The 17979-nt window shown below is 72.1% G+C and carries 17 protein-coding genes and 1 pseudogene; 10 read left to right on the forward strand and 8 right to left on the reverse strand.

Annotated features, from left to right (window positions below):
- From ACFQS7_RS24865 to ACFQS7_RS24890, 6 genes and pseudogenes are all read left to right on the forward strand, one after another.
- Positions 1 to 230: pseudogene (locus ACFQS7_RS24865) on the forward strand (hypothetical protein); the annotation flags it as partial.
- A 148-nt stretch (positions 231 to 378) separates the two neighbouring features.
- Positions 379 to 912, forward strand: a complete 534-nt coding sequence (gene ppa / locus ACFQS7_RS24870) for an inorganic diphosphatase (protein WP_380069846.1) — start codon at positions 379 to 381, stop codon at positions 910 to 912.
- 113 nt (positions 913 to 1025) lie between these two features.
- Complete coding sequence (locus ACFQS7_RS24875; protein WP_380069847.1) at positions 1026 to 2339, forward strand: DUF445 domain-containing protein; 1314 nt, start codon at positions 1026 to 1028, stop codon at positions 2337 to 2339.
- Positions 2340 to 2381: 42 nt separating this feature from the next.
- Positions 2382 to 2612 (forward strand): type II toxin-antitoxin system VapB family antitoxin, encoded by a 231-nt coding sequence (locus ACFQS7_RS24880; RefSeq protein ID WP_380069848.1) that lies wholly within the window; start codon positions 2382 to 2384, stop codon positions 2610 to 2612.
- The gene (locus ACFQS7_RS24885) at positions 2525 to 3004 is read left to right on the forward strand and encodes a PIN domain-containing protein (RefSeq protein ID WP_380069849.1); all 480 of its coding nucleotides are present in this window, start codon (positions 2525 to 2527) and stop codon (positions 3002 to 3004) included. Before ACFQS7_RS24880 ends, ACFQS7_RS24885 begins: the two co-directional genes overlap by 88 nt.
- Before the next feature lie 40 nt (positions 3005 to 3044).
- Positions 3045 to 4088, forward strand: coding sequence for an LLM class flavin-dependent oxidoreductase (locus tag ACFQS7_RS24890; RefSeq protein ID WP_380069850.1), 1044 nt, complete (start codon positions 3045 to 3047; stop codon positions 4086 to 4088).
- A gap of 446 nt (positions 4089 to 4534) precedes the next feature.
- On the opposite strand, the gene ACFQS7_RS24895 is transcribed toward ACFQS7_RS24890, so the two are convergent.
- The 3 genes from ACFQS7_RS24895 to ACFQS7_RS24905 all read right to left on the reverse strand — a co-directional run bounded on the left by ACFQS7_RS24895 (position 4535) and on the right by ACFQS7_RS24905 (position 6358).
- The gene (locus tag ACFQS7_RS24895; protein WP_380069851.1) at positions 4535 to 5512 is read right to left on the reverse strand and encodes a tripartite tricarboxylate transporter substrate binding protein; all 978 of its coding nucleotides are present in this window, start codon (positions 5510 to 5512) and stop codon (positions 4535 to 4537) included.
- 108 nt (positions 5513 to 5620) lie between these two features.
- Positions 5621 to 5821 carry a hypothetical protein gene (locus ACFQS7_RS24900; RefSeq protein WP_380069852.1) on the reverse strand — a complete coding sequence of 67 codons (201 nt, stop codon included), beginning with the start codon at positions 5819 to 5821 and terminating at the stop codon, positions 5621 to 5623.
- Between the two features lie 180 nt (positions 5822 to 6001).
- Positions 6002 to 6358 (reverse strand): hypothetical protein, encoded by a 357-nt coding sequence (locus ACFQS7_RS24905; protein ID WP_380069853.1) that lies wholly within the window; start codon positions 6356 to 6358, stop codon positions 6002 to 6004.
- Positions 6359 to 6544: 186 nt separating this feature from the next.
- On the opposite strand from ACFQS7_RS24905, the gene ACFQS7_RS24910 reads away from it, so the two are divergent.
- The gene (locus ACFQS7_RS24910; RefSeq protein WP_380069854.1) at positions 6545 to 8236 is read left to right on the forward strand and encodes an L-lactate permease; all 1692 of its coding nucleotides are present in this window, start codon (positions 6545 to 6547) and stop codon (positions 8234 to 8236) included.
- 171 nt (positions 8237 to 8407) lie between these two features.
- A complete protein-coding gene (locus ACFQS7_RS24915) occupies positions 8408 to 8884 on the forward strand; it encodes an EF-hand domain-containing protein (RefSeq protein ID WP_380069855.1) in 477 nt (158 codons plus the stop codon).
- Positions 8885 to 8887: 3 nt separating this feature from the next.
- Here ACFQS7_RS24915 and ACFQS7_RS24920 read toward each other — a convergent pair whose 3' ends face one another.
- Positions 8888 to 9313, reverse strand: a complete 426-nt coding sequence (locus ACFQS7_RS24920; protein ID WP_380069856.1) for an NfeD family protein — start codon at positions 9311 to 9313, stop codon at positions 8888 to 8890.
- Complete coding sequence (locus ACFQS7_RS24925; protein WP_380069857.1) at positions 9298 to 10248, reverse strand: SPFH domain-containing protein; 951 nt, start codon at positions 10246 to 10248, stop codon at positions 9298 to 9300. The genes ACFQS7_RS24920 and ACFQS7_RS24925 overlap by 16 nt, the downstream gene beginning before the upstream one ends.
- Before the next feature lie 126 nt (positions 10249 to 10374).
- Between ACFQS7_RS24925 and ACFQS7_RS24930 the strand changes: the two genes are divergently transcribed.
- Together ACFQS7_RS24930 and ACFQS7_RS24935 are read left to right on the forward strand one after the other, a co-directional pair.
- On the forward strand, positions 10375 to 11157 hold the full coding sequence (locus tag ACFQS7_RS24930) for an SDR family oxidoreductase (protein ID WP_380069858.1): 783 nt from the start codon (positions 10375 to 10377) through the stop codon (positions 11155 to 11157).
- A 161-nt stretch (positions 11158 to 11318) separates the two neighbouring features.
- Complete coding sequence (locus ACFQS7_RS24935) at positions 11319 to 11765, forward strand: MaoC/PaaZ C-terminal domain-containing protein (RefSeq protein ID WP_380069859.1); 447 nt, start codon at positions 11319 to 11321, stop codon at positions 11763 to 11765.
- Here the strand turns inward: ACFQS7_RS24935 and ACFQS7_RS24940 are convergent.
- The 3 genes from ACFQS7_RS24940 to fusA form a co-directional block, all read right to left on the reverse strand.
- Positions 11755 to 13857, reverse strand: a complete 2103-nt coding sequence (locus tag ACFQS7_RS24940) for an ATP-binding protein (RefSeq protein ID WP_380069860.1) — start codon at positions 13855 to 13857, stop codon at positions 11755 to 11757. The two genes, ACFQS7_RS24935 and ACFQS7_RS24940, sit on opposite strands and share 11 nt — an antisense overlap.
- Positions 13858 to 13958: 101 nt before the next feature.
- Complete coding sequence (gene hldE, locus ACFQS7_RS24945) at positions 13959 to 15416, reverse strand: bifunctional D-glycero-beta-D-manno-heptose-7-phosphate kinase/D-glycero-beta-D-manno-heptose 1-phosphate adenylyltransferase HldE (RefSeq protein WP_380069861.1); 1458 nt, start codon at positions 15414 to 15416, stop codon at positions 13959 to 13961.
- A 220-nt stretch (positions 15417 to 15636) separates the two neighbouring features.
- The gene (gene fusA / locus ACFQS7_RS24950; RefSeq protein ID WP_380069862.1) at positions 15637 to 17748 is read right to left on the reverse strand and encodes an elongation factor G; all 2112 of its coding nucleotides are present in this window, start codon (positions 17746 to 17748) and stop codon (positions 15637 to 15639) included.
- Positions 17749 to 17979 lie beyond the last annotated feature (231 nt).

The raw sequence follows: 17979 nt of genomic DNA on the forward strand, positions 1-17979 counted from the left end.
CGATCGTCATGGCGCGGCGGCTCAGGCTCTACTCCGCCCTGCCGGCGCCGTCCTTCTGGCTGCCCGATCCGGATTTGTCCGAGATCTACATGCCGGTGATCCTCGGGCTGCTGCGCCACGCCAGGGCACATTGGGGAGGCCGGCTGGGACCGGCCAACATCCGCCTGATCGCCTCCATGCACCGCGCCATCGGCGGCCGGCGGATCGCCGGATGGATGGAGCCGGCGTGACGCGGGACGCACTTGGTGGCATGAGGGGGCCGCGCCGGCGGTGCGCAGGTAGGGGTTCGGCTCTCGCCTGCGTGCTGTTATGTTGCGGTGCGGTATGGGTCCGGACGGCCTGGCCGCTCGCGCACACGGCGCTGCATCGGAGAAAGCAATGCGTATCGACGCCATCAGCATCGGCAAGAACCCGCCCGAGGACGTCAATGTCATCGTCGAGGTCGCCATCGGCGGCGAGCCGATCAAGTACGAGATGGACAAGGAGGCCGGGACGCTGGTCGTTGACCGGTTCCTCTATACGCCGATGCGCTATCCGGGGAATTACGGCTTCGTGCCGCACACGCTGTCCGACGACGGCGACCCGATCGATGTGCTGATCGCCAATACCCGCCCGATCATCCCGGGCGCGGTGATCGCGGTGCGCCCGGTCGGCGTGCTGAAGATGGAGGACGACGGCGGCGGGGATGAGAAGATCATCGCGGTGCCGGTGCCGAAGCTGACCAAGCGCTACCAGAACGTGCACAACTACACCGACCTGCCGCAGATCACGCTCGACCAGATCCAGCACTTCTTCGAGCACTACAAGGATCTCGAGCCCGGCAAGTGGGTGAAGGTCGCCGGCTGGGGCGATGCCGAGGAGGCCAAGCGGCTGATCGTCGAGGCGATCGAGCGGGCCAAGGCGAAGGGCTGAACCCTGGCCGGGCACTGCCTGCCCCGCGCGGCGGCGCGGGGCGCCCGGCTGACCTGCCGCGGGCTGCTGCGGCCGCTGGCGACGGGGCACCGGGCTTCCCATGTGGGCGGCCGATGAACGCGCTCCCCCCCCCGGACCCGGCGCCCGGCGCCATCCGGCGCCCGGCCGACCCGGAAGCCCCGCTGCGCCGGGCGCTGGCGCGGCAGCGCGCCATCGCCACCGGGCTGCTGGCGGCGATGGCGGGGCTGATGCTGGGCGCCTATGCGCTGCCGCCGGGCTACTGGACCGAACTGCTGCAGGCGGCAGCGAAAGCCGGCGTGGTCGGCGGGATGGCCGACTGGTTCGCGGTGACGGCGCTGTTCCGCCGGCCGCTCGGCCTGCCGATCCCGCACACCGCCATCATCCCGGCGCAGAAGGAAAGGCTGGGCCAGGGGCTCGGCCGCTTCGTCGCCAACCACGTGTTCACCGAGGCCGAGGTGGCGCGGGTGCTGGGCCGGCTGGACCTGGCCGGCATCCTGCGCAGCTTCGTCGCCGACCCCGAGACCGCGCGGCCGGCGGCGCAGGCGATCGCCGCCGCCCTGCCCCGGCTGCTGGCGAGCCTGGAGGACGGCCGGGCGCGCCGGCTGCTGGGGCGGCTGCTGCCGCGGCTGGCGGGGGGTGCCGGCGGTGCCCGGGTGGTGGCCCGCGCGCTGCGCAGCCTGGTCGAGGGTGGCCGGCACCAGGAGGTCGTGGACCTGGCGATCACCGAGCTGCGCCGCCTGCTGGTGGAGAAGGAGGAGACGCTCCGCCAGACCATCGAGACCAAGGTGCGGGAGGAAGGCGGCCGGCTGGTCGGCTGGGCGTTGGGCGCCACGGTGGCGGGGCGCGTGCTGGCCGGGGTGAATGCCGAGCTGGCCCGGATGGAAGCCGCCGACAGCGAGCTGCGGCGCGCCTTCGAGCTCTGGCTGAAGACCGAGGTCGACCGGCTGGAGACCGACCCGGAGCGCGCCGCGGCGCTCGGCCGGGCGATGCGGCAGGCGATGTCGCACCCTTCGGTCGCCGCCTGGGTGAGCGATGTCTGGGCCCGGCTGCGGGCGGCGCTGGAGGCCGACGCGGCCAACCCGCAGGGCCGCGCGGTGGCGCTGCTGGAGGGCGCCTTCGCCAATGCCGGCACCCTGCTGGCCGAGGACCCCTCGGCGCGGGCCAGGCTGAACATGGCGGTGCAGCGGATGCTGGTGCGGCTGATGCCGGCCGCGCGGGCCGAGCTGGCCGGCTTCATCGCCCGGGTGGTCGCCGGCTGGGACACCGCGCAGGTCACCGAGAAGATCGAGCTGCGTGTCGGCCGTGACCTGCAATATGTGCGGATGAACGGCACGCTGGTCGGCTTTCTGGTCGGCGGGGCGCTGTATGCCTTGCTCACGGCGGTGTTCGGTCGGGTGGCGTTCTGAGTTTTGGTGTGCCGCTGCTTCCCGCTGGCACACATGCATGTCATGTGCACGGACATCGAGATCGACGACGGGCTGACCGTCGAGGCCATGGCGGGCGGCGGCCACCCGACCAAGAAGGCGGCGGTCGAGGCCGGGTTGCGCCCGCTGGCCCGCCTGGCCCGGCAGCGGGAGGCCGCGGCGCCGCTGTGGGGCAGCGACCCCGCCTACCGGCAGCCGCCCGAGGACGCGCCGCGCGACCCGGCGCTGCACGAGGACCAGGCGCCGCTCCGCTGATCGCCGTCGATACCGGCGTCCTGATCGACGTGATCCGGCGGGTGGAAAGCCGCGCCGCCCGGATCTTCCGGCGGCCGGCCGGCACCGGGATCCTGGCCATCGGCGACCTCGTGCTGCTGGACGTGCTGCAGGGCTCCTCGACCGAGGCCCGGGCCCGCGGCATGGAACGCAGGCTGCGCAGCTTCGAGGTCGTCGGCATGCTGGACGATGCGCTGGCCACCCAGGCCGCGGCGCATCACCGGCGGCTGCGGGAAAGCGGCGTCACCCCGCGCAGCACGCCGGACCTCATCATCGCCACCTGGTGCATCGCCCATGCGGTGCCGCTGCTGCAGCGCGACCGCGGCTTCGGGCCGATGGCCGACCATCTCGGCCTGCAACTGGTGGCGGCATGAGCGCCCTTCCCGCGCCGCCGCACCCGGCTACACTCGCCGCATGACCCTTGGCCTCTCGATCCTCGACCAGTCGACCATCGCCTCCGGCCGCGGCGCCGATGCGGCGATCCAGGAAACCCTGGCCCTGGCGCGGCTCGCCGACCAATGGGGCTATGGCCGCTACTGGCTGGCCGAGCACCACAACAGCGACAGCCATGCCGGCTCGGCGCCCGAGATGCTGGTCGCCGCCATCGCCGCCACCACCGCCCGCATCCGCATCGGCACCGCGGGCGTCATGCTGCCGCACTACGCCGCGCTGAAGGTGGCCGAGCAGTTCAAGGTGGCCGAGGCCATCGCGCCCGGCCGGATCGACCTCGGCGTCGGCCGCGCCCCGGGCAGCGACGGGCGCACCGCCTTCGCGCTGAACCCGCGGGCCAATGAGGCCGCCGACAATTTCCCGAACCAGGTCATGGACCTGCTGGGCTGGCTGGGCGACGGGCTGCCGGAGGGCCATCCCTTCCGCGCCGTCGCCGCCAACCCGCAGGTGCCGGGCCGGCCGCAGGTCTGGATGCTGGGCAGCAGCGACTACGGCGCCCAGGTCGCCGCCTATTTCGGCCTGCCCTACTGCTTCGCCCATTTCATCAGCGACCGTGGGTCGGAACAGGTGACGGCGCTGTACCGCGAGGGCTTCCGGCCGCACCCGGACCATCCCGGCCGGCTCGCCGCGCCGCATTGCGCGCTCGGCGTCTTCGCGCTGACCGCGGAGACGGAGGCCGAGGCCTGGCGCCTGTACAAGTCGCGCGAGCTCTGGCGGCTCTACCGCGACACCGGCCGCTTCCCGCCGCTGCCGAGCGTCGAGGAGGCCGAGGCCTACCCGTTCACGGAGGCCGAACGGGCGCATCTGGCGCCGATCCGCGCCAAGGCCCTGGTCGGCGCGCCGGAGCAGGTGAAGGCGAAGCTGGAAGCGCTCGCCGCCGCGCATGGCGTGCAGGAGGTCGCGGTCCTGACCCCTTGCCACGACCCGGCGGCGCGGCAGCGCAGCTACCGGCTGCTGGCCGAGGCTTTCGGCCTGGGTGCCCGGCCGGTCGCGGCCGCGGCGGCGTAATTCGGCAGTGGACCGGGCTTGCTCCGAGCCAAGACGGCGCACTCCGCTGCAATCCCGCCCAATGCGGCCCCGAACGGCGCAACGCCGGTGCGTCCGGTTCGGCCCTTCGCCACGCAAGGCCATGGCCGGCGGGGCATTGCGCGGCGCGGGATGCAGGAGATAATCGTCCTGACGGCGGCCGGCCGATGGTCGCCCACCGGATCGGGCATGGCCCCGGACTTGACTATTTTCCTATATCCTGGCCTGCCCGGAAGCGCAAGCGCCACGTCTCCCGCCCCGGTTCCGACAAGCAAGGTTGGGGAGGGACAAGCATTTCCCTCCCCCGGTGGACGCATGCGTCCAGTCCCACCCTGACTTCTTGTGGGTCGGCACCCACCGTGCGGCAGCGGCCGATCCACGGAAATGGAGGCGGTGCCTTGGGAGGAAACCGCCTCCCCAGCCTTGCCTCAATCCGGCCGGATCGCATTCTCCCGCACCACCGCGCCCCAGGTGGCGACCTGCCGCTCGACGAAGGCCTGCAGCGCCGGCGGGTCGGACAGCACCAGGCGGGCCGCCTGGGTCTCCTCCATCTGCTTCCGCACCCGCTGCTCCGACAGGCTCTCGCGCAGCGCGGCGTTCATCCGGGCGACCAGCGGCGCCGGCGTCCCGGCCGGGGCGAAGACGCCCCACCAGGCCTCGGCCTGCAGCCCGGGAAAGCCGGCCTCGTCGGCGGTCTGCACCTGGGCCAGGGCGGGCAGCCGGGCCGGGCCGAACTGGGCGACGGCGCGCAGCGAGCCGCCGGCGATATGCGGCGCCAGCAGCGCGGCGCTGCCGATCATCACGTCGACATGCCCGGCGACGGTGTCGTTCACCGCCAGCCCGCCGCCCCGGTAGGCGACATGCGGCATCCGCGCACCCGTCCGCGACTGCAGCAGCATCATGGTCAGGTGGCCGATCGTCCCGTTCCCGGTCGAGCCGTAGGAGACCGCATCCGGCTTCGCCTTGGCCGCCGCCACCAGCCCGGCGAGGTCCTGGAAGGGCCGGTCCGGCCGGCAGGCGATGACATAGGGTGCGCCGCCGATCAGCATCACCGGGTCGAGGTCGCGGGTCAGGTCGAAACCCAGGTTCGGCAGCAGCGCCGGCAGCACGGCATGGCTGTCGAAGGTCAGCAGCCAGGTCTGGCCGTCGGGCGCGGCGCGGACCACGGCTTCCGTGCCGATGGCGCCGGCGGCGCCCGAGCGGTTCTCCACCACCACCGGCTGGCCGAGCCGCTGGGAGAGCCCGACCGAGGCGAGGCGCGCCACCGCGTCGGTCGAGCCGCCCGGGGCGAAGGGGACGACGATGCGGATGGCGCCGGGACCCTGGGCGCAGGCCTTGGAAACGGGCGCGGCCAGCGCAGCACCGGCCAGGCCGAGCGCCGTGCGGCGCCCGTATCGATGGGTCATCACTGTGTTTCCCCCTGGAGTCACCCGGTCTCTATAGCAACCCGGCGGTTTGCCGAGATCCCCATGACGGATCAGCGGATTCACCTGCAGGCGCCCGCCCATGCGTCGCTAAGCCGGTGGGAAGTCTTCCGGCCGGCTGGCATGGCGCCGGCGACGCGGCCGGCGGTGCCGCCACCAGTCGAGCACCGGGCCGACGCCGAGCAGCGGCGTCGCCGCCAGGGTGGCCAAGGCCAGCCCCGCCGCCGCCAGACGTGCCCCGAGCGCCAGCGCGAGCACGCAGAGCCCGGCCAGGCCGCCGACCACTGCCACCCCCAGCGCGGCCCAGCCGATCAGCCTGCGGTGCCGGGCATCCAGCCAGCCGGGCGGCCGGCCGCGATCGGTGCGGGGCGTGCCGTCCGGGGCGACGTCATAGAGGCGGCTGGGATCGACCTCGAAGGGCGTGGACAGGCGGCACCTCTCCGGTCACCGCGGCAGGCGGCCGGCGCCGGCTCAGCGGCGCAGGACCACGAAACGGACGCCGCCCGGCCCGGCGCCAGGGCCGCCGGGGCCACCGCCGGCGCGGCGCAGGCGCCGCAGCCGCCACCAGAGCGAGACGAAGGCGACCAGCCCGGCGCCGATGGCAACCGGCAGCAGCAGCCCGACGAAGAGGATGGCCAGCGCCACCAGCAGCAGCCCGCCAGCGGCCAGGGTCAGCAGCAGCGCGACGCCGCCGACCTTGCCGAGCACGCGGTCCAGCCGGCTGCGCGGCGGCGGCAGGGGATCGCGGAACTCGCCGTCCGGCGTCATGTCGATGATGGGCGGAGGCGGGTCCTGCGAGGCCGCTCCGGGGCGCCGGTACGTGTCCATGCGGGGCATGTTGCCCAGGCCGGGCCCCGGTTCAAGCCCGCAGCGCCGGGCCGGTGGCGAGGAATTGCATCGCCGCGGCCCAGGTGGCGCCGCCCACGCGGCTTCCGGTCCTTCGCCGATGCCGGCGGCGGGCCTAGAAGCCGCGGCGGCGAGTCCACCAGCATTGATAAAGGCGCAGTCCCGGCCATGGCCACCTGGAACCAGCTTTACGACCCCTTCGGGTCGATCCTCCTCTCGGCGCTGATCGCCGCCCTGCCCGTGGCGACGATGCTGATCGCCCTCGCCTTCCTGCATATCGCCGCGCATGTCGCGGCAATTGCCGCGCTGGTCGTGGCGTTGCTGGTGGCGGTCCTCGTCTTCGGCATGCCGGCGGGCATCGCCGGACGGGCAGCCGGGCTGGGCATCGCCTCCGGCCTGTTCCCGATCGGCTGGATCGTGCTGAACATCATCTTTCTCTACCGGCTGACGGTGGCGAACGGCTCCTTCAAGCGGCTGCAGGAGACGATCGCCGGCATCACGCCGGATCGCCGCCTGCAACTGTTGTTGATCGCCTTCGCCTTCGGTGCGTTCTTCGAAGGCGCGGCCGGCTTCGGCACGCCGGTCGCGGTGACCGGGGCGGTGCTGATCGGGCTCGGCTTCTCGCCGCTGGCGGCCTCCGGCCTCTCGCTGATCGCCAATACCGCGCCGGTCGCCTTCGGCGCGCTGGGCACGCCGGTGATCGCCCTGGCCGCGGTGACCGGGCTGGACCTGATGGACCTGTCGGCGATGATCGGCCGGCAATTGCCGTTCTTCTCCCTGATCGTGCCGTTCTGGCTGATCTGGGCCTTCGCCGGCTTCCGCGGGATGCTGGACGTCTGGCCGGCGATCCTGGTTACCGGCGTGTCCTTCGCGGTGCCGCAGTTCCTGGTGTCGAACTACATGGGCCCCTTCCTGGTCGACGTCATCGCGGCGCTGGTCTCGCTGGCCTGCCTCACCGGCTTCCTGCAGGTCTGGAAGCCGCGGCAGATCTGGACCAGCGCCCGGCTCGGCGGCCGCGCCGCGGCGGTCGAGGAGGCGACGGCCAAGGGCACCGGCCCGGCGCCGGCCGGCGCCGGGCCGGCGGTGGCCTTCCGGGGCGGCACGCTGCTGGCCTGGATGCCCTGGCTGATCCTCACCGTCTTCGTCTTCCTGTGGGGCCTCGGCGACATCAAGGCCTTCCTCAACGGCATCTACAACCTGGCGATTCCGATCGAGGGGCTGCACCGGGCCGTCATCAAGGTGCCGCCGGTGGTCGCCGAGCCGGTGCCGGAGGGCGCGGTCTTCGCCTTCAACATCCTGTCGATGACCGGCACCGGCATCCTGTTCGCGGCGCTGGTCGGCGGCCTGGCGATGGGCTTCAACCCGCTGCAGATGATCCGCGAATACGGCCGGACGATCTGGGTGGTGCGCTATTCGCTGCTGACCATCGCGGCGATGCTGGGGCTCGGCTACCTCACGCGGTATTCCGGGCTGGATGCCACCATGGGCCTGGCCTTCGCCTCGACCGGGGTGCTCTATCCCTTCTTCGGCACGCTGCTGGGCTGGCTGGGCGTCGCGCTGACCGGATCCGACACCGCGTCCAACGTGCTGTTCGGCGGGCTGCAGAAGATCACCGCGCAGCAGATCGGCCTGTCGCCGATCCTGATGGCGGCGGCGAATTCCTCCGGCGGCGTGATGGGCAAGATGATCGACGCGCAGAGCATCGTCGTCGCCTCCACCGCCACCGGCTGGTTCGGGCATGAGGGCGAGATCCTGCGCTACGTCTTCTTCCACTCCGTCGCGCTGGCCTGCCTGGTCGGCGTGCTGGTGACGCTGATGGCCTATGTGTGGCCGTTCACCGCGATGGTGGTGGGGGGATAGCGTGGATCGCGTCCGGGCGGGGGCGTCCGGACGCGTTGATCTGCTTCGAAGACAAGGCGCTAGGGCGGTGCCACGGTCATGGCCGCACGCGGGCGACCGCACGCGCGGCTTCGTGCTGGCCAAGTCGGGACCGGGCCGCGCTACCGTCCCGTGACATCGGGGGAGACGAGGATGCGGACCATGTTCGTGCTGGCGGTGGGTGCCCTGCTTATCCTGCCGGGCGCCGCCGTCGCCCAGGGCACCGGCGCGCGCATCGGCGCGGGCGGCACGCCTGGCTGGTCGCCCTGGGGCGGGCCGGACAGCCCGGGCGGGATGTTCGGCGGCGATCCGCTGGACGCGGACGCCGACCGCGACCGCGCGGTCACCCATGACGAGGTCTGGACCTGGCTTCGCCGGCGGTTCGATCAGGCGGACCGCGACCGCAGCGGCACGCTGGAGCCGACCGAGCTGCCCGGCCGCCCGCGCGCCCAGGCCGGCTTCCGCGCCGCCGACGCCGACCGCAACGGCCGCGTCACCATCGAGGAGTTGCAGCCGCTGTCCGAGGGCTGGTTCCGTGCCCATGACGCCGACCGCGACGGCCGCCTGACGCGCGCCGAGATACCGAAGCCGCCGAAGCCGAAGCCGAAGCCTGCACCCGCGCCCGGGTAGCGTTCAGGCGATCGGCCGCACCACCAGCACCGTGCCGGCCACGCCCTCCACCCGCACCCGCAGCGGCGCCTCCGGCACCTTCACGTCGGCCGGCAGCCGGGCCGGCCAGTCGCTGTCGCCGATGCGGACGCGCAGCTCCGGCCCCTCCATCGGCAGCAGCATCCCGTGCCGGCCGACCAGGCCGGCATCCGGCGCGTTGACCCGGGATGCCGGCCGCCGGCCCTTTTGCCGCAGCGCCAGGGCGATGGCGGCCGCCAGCAGGCCGAGGAAGATCGCCACCACCGCCGGGAAGGGCGGCAGCGCCAGCAGCACGACGATGCCGGTGCCGATCGCCGCCAGCCCGATCCAGAGCAGGAAGATCCCCGGCAGGCCGAGCTCGGCGATCAGCAGCAGCAGCCCGCCGAGGATCCAGATCAGCCCTGGTTCCACGGCCCGCCTCCCGGCAGGGTGCCGGCCGGCGGCACGGCGGGGCCCGTCGGCGGGCGCGGACCGCCCGGCGGGCGGAGCAATTCCAGCGCCTGCACAACGCCGCCGGCCAGCGCCGCCGATTCCATCGGCACCACCACCAGCTTGCTGCTGGGGTTGCCGGCCAGGGCCTCGAAGGCCTTCACGTACTTGTCGGCGATGAAGTAGCGCAGCGCCGCCTCACCGGCGCCGGCCGCCGCCTCGCTCACCATCCGGGTCGCCGCCGCCTCGGCCTCGGCCAAGCGTTCGCGCGCCGCGGCGTCGCGCTGGGCGGCTTCCTGGCGGCCCTCGGCGGCGAGGATGAGCGCCTGCTTGTCGCCCTCCGCCCGCATCACGGTGGCGCGGCGCTCGCGCTCGGCGGTCATCTGCAGGTTCATGGCGCGGACCAGGTTCTCCGGCGGCTCCACCTTGCGCAGTTCCACCCGGCTGACCTTGATGCCCCAGGGGTCGGTGGCGCCGTCGATGATCACCAGGAGGGAGGAGTTGATGCGCTCCCGGCTGCTCAGCGTCTGGTCGAGGTCCATCTCGCCGATCACCGCGCGGATGTTGGTCATCGCAAGCGCGGTCAGCGCCTGCTCCATCCGCTGCACCGCATAGGCCGCCTTGGCCGGGTCCATGACCCGGTAATAGACGATGCCGTCGACCAGGACCGAGGCATTGTCGCGAGTGATGACCGACTGCTCGGGGATGTCGAGCACCACCTCCTGCACGTTGAGCTTCCGGCCCACCTTGTCGATGAAGGGGATCACCAGGTTCAGCCCAGGCTGCAGCAACCGGGTGAAGGCGCCGAATCGCTCGACCGTCCAGACCTCCCCCTGCGGGACGGTGCGGATCCCCTGGGAGACGGTGAGCACGGCGAGCAGCAGCAGGACGAGGAGGACGATCTCGGTACCGTTCATGGCATCCTTCCGGATATTCGTTGCGACGCCGCATAACACGGGACAGGCAGCCACGCCCCGGGGAAACCCGGCTTGCGCCGGGCACCTTGTCGCCTAGCATCGCGGCGGAACGGGAGGATGGGGTCGATGCAGGCCAATCGGGCACCGCTGACGGTGCGGCTGGACGGGCTTCGGGTGGCGATCACCGCCGGTGCCGGCGGCATCGGCCGCGCCCTGGCGGACGGGTATGCCAGCTGCGGCGCCCGCGTCTTCCTCTGCGACGTGGACCGGGAGGCACTGGCCGCCTGCCCGTATCCCTCGATGCTGGCCGACATGGAGACGGTGGAGGGCTGCGAGGGCTTCGTCGATGCCGCGGTCGCGCATCTGGGCGGGCTCGACGTGCTGGTGAACAATGCCGGCATCGCCGGCCCCACCGCGCGGGTCGAGGACGTGACGCCGGAGGCGCTGCGCCGGACGCTGCAGATCGACCTGGAGGCCATGTTCCACTGCGCCCGCCGCGCGGTGCCGGCGCTCCGCGCCGCGGGGGGTGGCTCCATCGTCAACCTCTCCTCCGCCGCCGGCCGCTTCGGCTTCCCGCTGCGCAGCCCCTATGCCGCGGCGAAATGGGGCGTCATCGGCTTCACCAAGTCGCTGGCGATCGAGTTGGGGCCGGAGGGCATCCGGGTCAACGCCATCCTGCCGGGCCTGGTCGCCGGCGACCGCATCCGCCGGGTGCTGGAAGCGAAGGCACAAGCGAACGGCCGGTCCTTCGCCGAGCAGGAGGCCGAGGCGCTGAAGCCCGTCTCGCTGCGCTGCTACGTGACGCCGGAGGATATCGCCAACATGGCGCTGTATCTGTGCAGCCCCTTCGGCGCGACGATCAGCGGGCAGTCGCTTGCGGTCGATGGCGACATGCAGTCGCTGATGTAGGAGAGCCTGGGGCGGAAGAAGCATGTGTTCCCCAAGCCCCACCTTTGCTTTTCGCGGGTTGGCACCTGCCGCGCGGAGAATGCCAAGCTCGAAACAATAGAGGAGGGGCCAGGGAGGATACTTCCTCCCTGGCCTTGCCTACCTTGTCCGGAAGACCCGCGATGATCACCCCCCTCGCCTCCTTCGACGACCTCTCGGTCGGCCAGGAATTCCACTTCGGCAGCGTCCGGATGGACCTCGCCGAGATCCTCGACTTCGCCCGCCGCTGGGACCCGCAGCCCTTCCACATCGACCCCGCGGCCGCCGCCGCCGGCCCCTTTGGCGGACTCATCGCCAGCGGCCTGCACACCCAGGCCGCCTGCTTCAGCCACATCATCCGCAGCGGCTGGGTGGCGCAGGTCTCGATGGGCGGGGCGGAGCAGGTGGTGCGCTGGCCGGCCCCGGTGCGGCCGGGCGACGAGATCGCGGTGAGCGCACGGATCGAGGCGCTGGCCCCGTCCCGCTCCAAGCCCGACCGCGGCGTGGTGAAGGTGCTCTATACCGGGCGGCGCCAGGCCGATGGCGCGGTGGTGCTGGAGATCCTCGGCACCCACATCTTCAGGCGCTGAGCCGCTCCGGCCCGGCCGCCGCCAGGCCGGGCGCCGCGGCCAGGGTGATCGAGAAGGCCGCGCCTTCCCCGGTGTTGCGCGCCTCGATCGTCCCGCCCATGCCGCGCACCAGCCCGTGGCAGATGGACAGGCCCAGCCCGGTTCCCCTGTCCGCATCCTTGGTGGTGACGAAGGGCTCGAAGAGCCGTGCCATCACCGCATCGGGGATGCCGCCGGCGGTATCCGCCACGGTGATCCGCACCAGCCCCCCCTCGACCGCCGCGCCGATGCGCAGCCGCCGCACCACGCCCGCGGGCTGGCCGGCGAAGGCATCCCGCGCATTGGCGATCAGGTTGGTCAGGACCTGCTCCAGCGGCACCAGCTGGGCCATCACCACCGGCCCCGGCGACGGGCCGAGCGCCACCTCGAACGCCACATCGGCATCCCGCAGCGAGGCGCCGACCAGCGCCAGGGCGCCGTCCAGCGCCTGGCGCAGCGGCACCGGGCCGGGCACCTCGCCTTCCTCGGCCCCCCGCGCGAAGCGGCGCAGATGCTCGATCAGCTCCCCCGCCCGCGCCGCCTGGGCGGCGATGCGGGCAAGCCGGCCGGTCGCGCCGTCCGGCTTGCCGGCGCGCAGGGCCCGGGCGGCGTTCTCGGCGGCCAGCGCGATGACGGCGAGCGGCTGCTTCACCTCATGCGCCAGCCCCGCCGCCATCTCGCCCAGCGCGGCCAGCCGGCCGGAGGCCGCGGCCCGGGCCGCCGCGGCGCGCTCGGCATGGATGTTGACGATGTAGCCGACCACCTCCGCCCCGCCATCCGGCCAGCGCGACAGCACCCGCGCGGTGGTCCGCATCCACCGCAAGGAGCCATCCGGCTGGCGCAGGCGCCATTCGGTCGAGCCGCTGCCGGCGCGCAGCACCTCCTGCATGAAGGGGACCAGCGCCAGGGTGCCCGGCGCGACCAGTTCGGTCAGGTCGGACAAGCGGACGAACCGCTCGGCCGGCCAGCCGAACACGGCCGCGGTGTCGCCGCTCTGGTGGAGCAGCTGGGCCTGGCCGCCGGGCTCCACCGCGCGCAGGAAGACCACGGCCGGCAGGTTGCCCAGCAGGCGCTCGATCTCCGCCCGGCCGCTGCGCAGCGCCGCGGCTTCGTCCTGCGTTGCCCGCAGGGTCTGCCGCCATGCGGCGGAGCCGACCGCGGCCAGGCCCAGCAGCAGCGCGAGGGCGCCGGCGAGCGTCCAGCCGATGACCCGCCGGGCGGAGTTCAGCTGCACGGCACGCGAGCTGGCCACCACAACCGACCAGCCCGGCGCGGTCTGCAGCCTCTCGGACGCGAAGATGGTCTCCTCGCCGCGCAGGTTCCGGCCCTGGAAGAGGCCGCCGGCGCGGCCTGCCTCGGCGGCGGCGGACGCCGGAATCGGCCTGCCCAGCAGCGCCGCATTGCCCTCGATGGAGGTCGCGACGATGCGGCGATTGGCGTCGGCGACGGCGGCGAAGCCACCGAGCGGCAGGTCCTGGCGCGCCAGGAGCGCCTGCGATTGCGATGGCTCGAACGCCAGGCCGATGGCGCGGGTCACCCGTCCGTCCCGGCGTACCGGCGCCAGTGCCCAGATCAGCGGGCGCCCGCTCACCGGGCCGGTGAAGAGATCGGACACCGCCGCCTCGCCACGCTCGAAGACCGCGGCCAAGGGCTGGACCAGGGCCGGGTCGAGGCTGGGGTCGCGCAGCCGCGGCGGCATCGGCTGCGCCCCCGCCAGGGTGATCGCCTGGAATTCGTACTCCGGGCCGGGGCCGATGATGACGAACCAGCCACCGAATTCCGCGCCGATCGGCCGGGCATTGGCCACGAAGCGGGCGAGGTCGCCGCCGCTGTCGAGCATCGGGTGGTAGGACAGCGCCCGGGCGACGGAGACATAGGCGGAAAGGTGTGCATCGGCCGCCGCGGCGACCCCCCTGGCAGCGCCGCGCAACCGTGCCTCATCCGCTGTCTGGTAGGACCGGGCCGCCTCCAGCACGGCGAAGACGGCCGGCGCGACCAACGGCAGGAAGGCGCAGAGCGCGACGACCAGCAGGCTACGGTCGCGTGGGATGTCCCTGGTGGTATCCCTGTTCATGCGCCGCCTCCCGGCGGGCGGCATCGCACGGGCAACCCAGCCTCAAAAGGGTAACGCAACTCTTGGTTTAGTCTTGCCGGCAATCCCTGCCTGGTTCTTCCTTATCCTGCAAGGACGGGACGCCCGGCCGCCAGGCGATCGACCAGGCCGGTGGTCGAGCGGCCGGGGACCAGGTCGATCAGCGCCACCGTGCCGCCGGCGGCCTGGACGATATCGGCGCCGACCACCTGCTCCACCGTATAGTCGGCGCCCTTGACCAGCACGTCGGGGACCAGCAGGCGGATGAGGTCGAGCGGCGTGTCCTCGGCGAAGGCGACCACGGCATCCACCGCGGCCAGCGCCGAGATCACCGCGGCGCGGTCGGCCAGGCCGTTGATCGGCCGGGCCGGGCCCTTCAGCCGGGCGACGCTGGCATCGGTGTTCAGCGCCACCACCAGCCGGTCGCAGCGGCGACGGGCGGCCCGGAGCAGCGACACATGGCCCGCGTGGAGGATGTCGAAGCAGCCATTGGTGAAGCCGACCCGCAGCCCATGCGCCTGCCAGTCGCGCACCAGCCTGAGCGCAGCCTCGCGGTCGAGCAGCGCCTCCTCCCCCGGGGTCGAGCCGCTGCCGGCACGCAGCGCATGCGCCAGTTCGTCCGCCGAGACGGTGGCGGTGCCGAGCTTGCCGACGACGATCCCGGCCGCCGCATTGGCGATCCGCATCGCCTCCGGCAACCCATGGCCCGCCGCATGCGCCAGGGCGAGGGCGGCGATGACGGTGTCGCCGGCGCCGGAGACGTCGAAGACCTCGCGCGCCTCGGCCGGGACGCTGTCCAGGCCGCCCTCGGCGCGCACCAGCGTCATGCCCTTCTCCGCCCGCGTGCAGAGCAGGGCGGGCAGGCCGGCGGCGGCCATGACCTGGCGGGCGGCGGCGGCCACCTCGGCCTCGGTGCCCACGGCCTGCCGGGCGGCGCGGCCGAGCTCCTTCGCATTGGGCGTCAGGCAGTCGGCGCCGCGGTAGAGCGCGAAATCGTCGCTCTTGGGGTCGGCCAGGACCGGGATGCCGAGCCGGTGCGCCGCGGCGATGGCGGCGGCGATCAGGCCGGGGGTCAGCACGCCCTTGGCATAGTCGGACAGGATCAGCGCGGCGCAGCCGGGCAGCGCCGCCTCGACCGCGGCGATCAGGGCGGCCTGTTCGGCGGCGTCGGCCGGGGTGGCGACCTCGTCGTCCAGCCGGACCACCTGCTGGGTGCCGGCGATGACCCGCATCTTGCAGATGGTTGGGCGGCCGGCGCTGGCGACGGTGGCGTCCGTGATGCGCGGGTCGGCGGCGATCAGGGCGCGGAATTCGGCCGCCGCCGGATCCTGCCCGACCAGCCCGACCAGCACCGCCTGGCCACCCAGGGCCGAGAGGTTGCGGGCGACGTTGCCGGCGCCGCCCGGCATGGCGAGGCTGCGCGCGAGGCGCACCACCGGCACCGGCGCCTCGGGCGAGATGCGCTCCACCGCGCCGTAGAGGAAGCGGTCGAGCATGACGTCGCCGAGGACGAGGATGCGCAGCGCGGAGAAGTCGAACATGCGGCCGGAATAGACCGCCGGGCGGCGCAAAAGCAAACGGCGCGGGGAGTGCCCGCGCCGGTCGGCCTGGAAGGAAGTGAAGGCCAGGGAGGAGGTATCCTCCCTGGACCCTCCTCTATTTCTGTGGGTTTGGCACCGGCCGCGCGGCGAGGGCCGACTCAGGAAAAGGAAGGGTGGGGTTTTGGGGAGGAAATGCTTTTTCCTCCCCAACCTTCCTGCCTCAGGCGCTGTTCTTCATGATCTCGTCGGCGACGTTGCGCGGCACCGGGTCGTAGTGGTGGAACTGCATCGAGAAGCTCGCACGACCCTTGGTCATGCCGCGCAGGTTGGAGATGTAGCCGAACATCTCCTTCAGCGGCACATGCGCGCGGACGATGACCGAGGTGCCGGCCATGTCCTGGCTCTGGATCACGCCGCGGCGGCGGTTGAGGTCGCCGACCACGTCGCCGACATGGTCCTGCGGGGTGGTCACCTCGACGTCCATGATTGGCTCGAGGATGACGGGACCCGCCTTCTTCATGCCTTCGCGGAAGCAGGCCTTGGCGGCGATCTCAAACGCGAGCGCAGAAGAGTCGACGTCGTGGTACTTGCCGTCCACCAGGGAGAACTTGAAATCCACCGTGGGGAAGCCGGCCAGCACGCCGGTGTCGGCCTGCACCTTGATGCCCTTGTCGACCGCCGGGATGTATTCCTTCGGGATGGAGCCGCCGACCACTGAGTTGGAGAACTCGATGCCGGTGTTCCGCTCCTTCGGCTCGAAGGTGATCTTCACCTCGGCGTACTGGCCCGAGCCGCCCGACTGCTTCTTGTGGGTGTAGGTCTCGGTATGCGCCTTGGTGATGGTCTCGCGGTAGGCCACCTGCGGCGCGCCGATATTGGCTTCCACGCCGTACTCGCGCTTCAGCCGGTCGACGATGATCTCCAGGTGCAGCTCGCCCATGCCGGACAGGATGGTCTGGCCGGTTTCCTGGTCGGTCTTCAGCCGCAGGGAGGGATCCTCGCCGGCCAGCTTCTGCAGGCCGAGGGTCATCTTCTCGACGCTGTCCTTGGTCTTCGGCTCGACGCTGATGTCGATGACCGGGACCGGGAAGGCCATCCGCTCGAGCACGACCTCGTTCGCCTTCGAGCCCTGCAGGTTCGGCGTGGTCAGCGTGTCGCCGGTGCCGGTGTCCTTCAGCCCGACGAAGGCGGCGATGTCGCCGGCGATCACCTCGGTGATCTCCTCACGCTTGTCGGCATGCATCTGGTACATGCGCGAGACGCGTTCCTTGTGACCCTTGGTGGTGTTCACCAGGGTGTCGCCGGTCTTCAGCGTGCCGCGGTAGACCCGGACGAAGGTCAGGTTGCCGAACTTGTCGTTGATGATCTTGAAGGCGAGGCCGGCGAAGGCGCCGCTCGGGTCGGCCGGGATGATCTCGCGCTCGACCGTCTCGTCCTGGCCCTCTTCCGGCGCGACCTTGATGCCGGCCACTTCGGTCGGGCTCGGCAGGTAGTCGATCACCGCGTCCAGCAGCGGCTGCACGCCCTTGTTCTTGAAGGCGGTGCCGCAGAGCACGGGGCGGAATTCACCGGTGATGGTGCCCTTCTTCAGGCACTTCTTCAGCAGGTCGACCGGCAGGTCCTCGGTCTCGAGGTAGACGTCCATCGCCTCGTCGAGCGCCGTCGCCGCGGTCTCGACCAGCTTGGCGCGGTATTCGGCGACCAGGTCGGCCATGTCCTCGGGGATCGGCTCCTCGTGGTAGGAGGCGCCGAGGTCGTCGCCCTCCCAGACGATCGCCTTCATCTCGACGAGGTCGACGAGGCCCTTCATCGTGTCCTCGATGCCGATCGGCAGCTGCAGGGCGACCCAGTTGATGCCGAGCTTCTCGGTCAGGGTCGCGCAGGCCTTGTAGAAATCGGCGCCGGTACGATCGAGCTTGTTGACGAAGATGATGCGCGGGACGTTGTAGCGGTCGGCCAGGCGCCAGTTCGTCTCGGACTGCGGCTGCACGCCGGCGACGCCCTCGATGATGAAGATGGCGCCGTCGAGCACGCGCAGCGACCGGTTCACCTCGATGTTGAAGTCGATGTGGCCGGGCGTGTCGATGATGTTGATCTGGTAGTCCTTCCACCGGGCGGTCACCGCGGCGGAGGTGATCGTGATCCCCCGCTCGCGCTCCTGCGCCATGTAGTCGGTGGTGGTGTTGCCGTCGTGCACCTCACCGATCCGGTGGGACTTGCCGGTGTAGTACAGGATCCGCTCGGTCGTGGTGGTCTTCCCGGCATCGATATGCGCCGTGATCCCGATGTTGCGGATCTTGTCTAGGTCGGTGTGCGCCACGTGGGCCTCCATAGGCGAGAGCGGGCCCAGCCGCGTAGAACCTCCGATTGAGGTCCCCGCGCCGCCCGCCGAACGGTCTTGTCGTCGGTGTGGTATCGCGCGGCACATGCCCCCTTCCGCCCGCTTTTGCAAGCGGGTTTCGCCTGGACGTGGGGCCGGACTTAACCGGTTCGTCACCGCCGAGCCGCTAGACCAGGGCTTTCCACGCCCCCTGACCGAGGCCGGCCGCCTCGTTCGCCCTGG

The organism is Dankookia sp. GCM10030260 (assembly GCF_042666655.1).
GTDB lineage: Bacteria > Pseudomonadota > Alphaproteobacteria > Acetobacterales > Acetobacteraceae > Paracraurococcus.

What these genes read in the sequence shown, in the direction of transcription:
- ppa (WP_380069846.1), top strand. Translation starts at nt 379, where the DNA reads ATGCGTATCGACGCCATCAGCATCGGCAAGAACCCGCCCGAGGACGTC.
- ACFQS7_RS24875 (WP_380069847.1), top strand. Translation starts at nt 1,026, where the DNA reads ATGAACGCGCTCCCCCCCCCGGACCCGGCGCCCGGCGCCATCCGGCGC.
- ACFQS7_RS24880 (WP_380069848.1), top strand. Translation starts at nt 2,382, where the DNA reads ATGTGCACGGACATCGAGATCGACGACGGGCTGACCGTCGAGGCCATG.
- ACFQS7_RS24890 (WP_380069850.1), top strand. Translation starts at nt 3,045, where the DNA reads ATGACCCTTGGCCTCTCGATCCTCGACCAGTCGACCATCGCCTCCGGC.
- ACFQS7_RS24895 (WP_380069851.1), bottom strand. Translation starts at nt 5,512, where the DNA reads ATGACCCATCGATACGGGCGCCGCACGGCGCTCGGCCTGGCCGGTGCT.
- ACFQS7_RS24905 (WP_380069853.1), bottom strand. Translation starts at nt 6,358, where the DNA reads ATGGACACGTACCGGCGCCCCGGAGCGGCCTCGCAGGACCCGCCTCCG.
- ACFQS7_RS24910 (WP_380069854.1), top strand. Translation starts at nt 6,545, where the DNA reads ATGGCCACCTGGAACCAGCTTTACGACCCCTTCGGGTCGATCCTCCTC.
- ACFQS7_RS24915 (WP_380069855.1), top strand. Translation starts at nt 8,408, where the DNA reads ATGCGGACCATGTTCGTGCTGGCGGTGGGTGCCCTGCTTATCCTGCCG.
- ACFQS7_RS24925 (WP_380069857.1), bottom strand. Translation starts at nt 10,248, where the DNA reads ATGAACGGTACCGAGATCGTCCTCCTCGTCCTGCTGCTGCTCGCCGTG.
- ACFQS7_RS24930 (WP_380069858.1), top strand. Translation starts at nt 10,375, where the DNA reads ATGCAGGCCAATCGGGCACCGCTGACGGTGCGGCTGGACGGGCTTCGG.
- ACFQS7_RS24935 (WP_380069859.1), top strand. Translation starts at nt 11,319, where the DNA reads ATGATCACCCCCCTCGCCTCCTTCGACGACCTCTCGGTCGGCCAGGAA.
- ACFQS7_RS24940 (WP_380069860.1), bottom strand. Translation starts at nt 13,857, where the DNA reads ATGAACAGGGATACCACCAGGGACATCCCACGCGACCGTAGCCTGCTG.
- hldE (WP_380069861.1), bottom strand. Translation starts at nt 15,416, where the DNA reads ATGTTCGACTTCTCCGCGCTGCGCATCCTCGTCCTCGGCGACGTCATG.
- fusA (WP_380069862.1), bottom strand. Translation starts at nt 17,748, where the DNA reads ATGGAGGCCCACGTGGCGCACACCGACCTAGACAAGATCCGCAACATC.